The sequence below is a fragment of the uncultured Corynebacterium sp. genome, assembly GCF_902782855.1.
GTDB lineage: Bacteria > Actinomycetota > Actinomycetes > Mycobacteriales > Mycobacteriaceae > Corynebacterium.
In genome coordinates this window covers 1-2,557 of record NZ_CACZOO010000036.1, presented here as the reverse complement: position 1 = coordinate 2,557, position 2,557 = coordinate 1, and the positions used below count along the sequence as shown (strand labels likewise).

Annotated in this window: 2 protein-coding genes; both read left to right on the top strand. The window is 66.6% G+C overall.

What is annotated here, in order from left to right; all coding sequences use genetic code 11:
• Positions 1 to 202 precede the first annotated feature (202 nt).
• Positions 203 to 1,540, top strand: a complete 1,338-nt coding sequence (locus tag QZV72_RS01505) for an SLC13 family permease (protein WP_297004341.1) — start codon at positions 203 to 205, stop codon at positions 1,538 to 1,540.
• Between the two features lie 305 nt (positions 1,541 to 1,845).
• Positions 1,846 to 2,475 (top strand): hypothetical protein, encoded by a 630-nt coding sequence (locus tag QZV72_RS01500; protein WP_297004338.1) that lies wholly within the window; start codon positions 1,846 to 1,848, stop codon positions 2,473 to 2,475.
• The last annotated feature ends 82 nt before the right edge of the window (positions 2,476 to 2,557 follow it).

The following is a 2,557-nucleotide window of genomic DNA, read 5'->3' as shown; positions in this document are numbered from 1 at the left end:
GTACAGGACCCGCGTCACGGCGTCCTGCAGGACAGCACTACGATTTCCGGCAGTTCCCCGACGGCGTCCTCGCGAAGCGCACCACCCCGCCCTGAAGACACCGGTCCCCACCAGGACCCGGCGCCGCCGGCGGCACCCGGCTTCTCCACGCGGCAACACCGCGGCACCGCCGCCCCCACGCTCACCCGGGAGTAACTGCACCATGCACGCCCTGACGATCAGCGTCCTCGTCCTGATCTTCCTGCTCGGAACCCTGCGCAACATCAACCTCGGCATCCTCGGCCTCATCGGCGCCTTCCTCGTCGCCCTGGCCGTCCCCGAGTTCACCGACGCCGCCGAGGATTCCGGCGATGTCTTCGACCGGGTCTTCGGTGGTTTCCCCGTCGACCTCATGATCGCCCTGATGGGCCTGACCTACCTCTTCGGCTTCGCCCAACAGAACGGCACGATCGACCTCATCCTGCGCTGGGCGATGCGGGCGGTGCGCGGCAACCGGGCGGTCATGCCGTGGATCTTCTTCGCCCTGACCGGCTTCTTCATGTCCATCGGCGCGATCTTCGCGATCGGTGTCATCTCCCCGCTGGCCGTTCCGTTCGCCCGCCGTTACCGCATCAACCAGCTGATGATGGGCATGATGGTCGTCCACGGCGGCATGGCCGGCCTGCTCAGCCCGCTGAGCGTCTACGGCATCTACGTCAATGACTTCCTCAAGAGCAACGACCTCGGCAGCCACACCTGGACACTGTTCCTCATGGCCCTGGTGTTCAACGTGCTCATGGGCGCCATCGTCTTCGTCGTCCTGGGCGGACGCCGCCTCTTCGGTGCGCAGGCCCGCGCCGAGATGGCGGAGATCCGGCAGAAGACGGAGGACGCTGCGGCCGCCGCAGACGCCGCAGACGCCGGTGCGAAGGCCGGCAGTGTCGCGTCCACCACGACCCTCACCCGCGCGGTGACGCCGTACCAGTGGGCGACGATCGTCGGACTGGCGCTGCTCGTCATCGGCGCGGGGATCTTCGCGCTCGACATCGGTGTGGTCTCCCTGGCCGTCGGCGGCGTGCTGGCGGTCATGAAGCCCACGGAATCCCGCAAGGCCCTCGACAACGTCTCCTGGGCGACGATCGTGCTGGTCGGCGGCATGGTGACCTATATCGAGGTGCTGCAGGCGGCGGGCACGGTCGACTGGATCTCCGACAAGATGTCCTCGCTGGGCGCCCCGCTGATCGGCCTGCTGCTGCTCTGCTACCTCTCCGGTGTGGTCTCGGCGCTGGCGTCCTCCATCGCCACGATCGGCATCGCGATCACCATGGCCACACCGTTCCTCGTCAACGGGGACCTGCCGGTCGCCGGTGCCGCGGCGGCGATCGCCGTGGCCGCGACGGTGGTGGACGTCTCGCCGTTCTCCACGAACGGTGCGATGGTGCTGGCCAACGTGGACGCCGAGCACCGCGACCGGTTCTTCCGGCAGATGCTCATCTACTCCGGTGTGGTCGTGGCCCTCGGGCCGCTGGCGGCGTGGCTGATGGTGTTCCTTCCGGTCTAGGTCCGGCCACGGGACGGGCACCGTCCCCCGGTACGGGCCGGGGCCGCCGTGGGCTTCCCGTCCACCAGCACCGCGGCACAGTTGGCCGGACCTCTTTCGGAGGCCTTTGTCACTGTGGGCCGGGCCCGGAGCGTAGCGCGGGTTGACACCACCAGTCCGGGGCCCTGGTCAGCGGGGTTCGAATGACCCGTTCGAACTGCAGGGTTCGCCGTCCGGACCGCCCGTAGTCTCTTCTGCTGCCACTCCCTCACGTGGACCGACACTGACTGCTCCACACGAGCACTGACACGAGGAGAACTTCCACAATGAGCACGTCTGACCGGACGCCGGAACAGCCGGAACCGGACACCCGGCAGGAGCTGCAGAGCCCGCTGGAGAATGAGGGATGGGGTCCAACTGAGCTGGCGAATCCGTTCACGGAAGAAGACCGGACCGTCCCGTGGTTCCGGCGACCGGCGACGCTGACCGGTGGTGCCGCGGTAGCGGTGGTCGTCATCGTTGGCCTGGTCATTGCGCTGGTTGTGACCGGGAAGGACGCGGATTCCGCTGAAGCCGGCTCAACAGCTGCAACGACCACCGGCTCCGCGGCGGCAGTCAACGACACCACCGAACTCACCTACGCCGACCGCCAGTTCCTGCGGGGGATCAGCCCCTCCATCCGACGGAATGCCACGGACAAGGAACTTCTTGATCAGGCCGACTACATCTGTTCCAAGCTCGAATCAAGCAGCAAGTCGGAAATCCAGTCCGCGCTGATCGACACCGGGCAGCAGCTCGCTGCCTGGCAGGGCATCGACGGCCCGGAGAACAAGGGACTCGGCGAGTATTCACTGTCCCAGGAGTTAGCCGGGGACGCCGCAAAGCTCATGTTCGACGCCGAAGAGGCCTTCTGCCCGGGGGCGTTCCCGGACACCGCCTCTGACATGATCAGCTGACCGTCGGCAACCCATATCTATGCGAATCACACACGAGAGAAACTGACATGACCATTCCTTCCCATATCCCTTCCCATATCCC

Excerpts from the sequence above, each read along its gene's own strand:
- QZV72_RS01505 (WP_297004341.1), top strand. The coding sequence starts at position 203 with ATGCACGCCCTGACGATCAGCGTCCTCGTCCTGATCTTCCTGCTCGGA.
- QZV72_RS01500 (WP_297004338.1), top strand. The coding sequence starts at position 1,846 with ATGAGCACGTCTGACCGGACGCCGGAACAGCCGGAACCGGACACCCGG.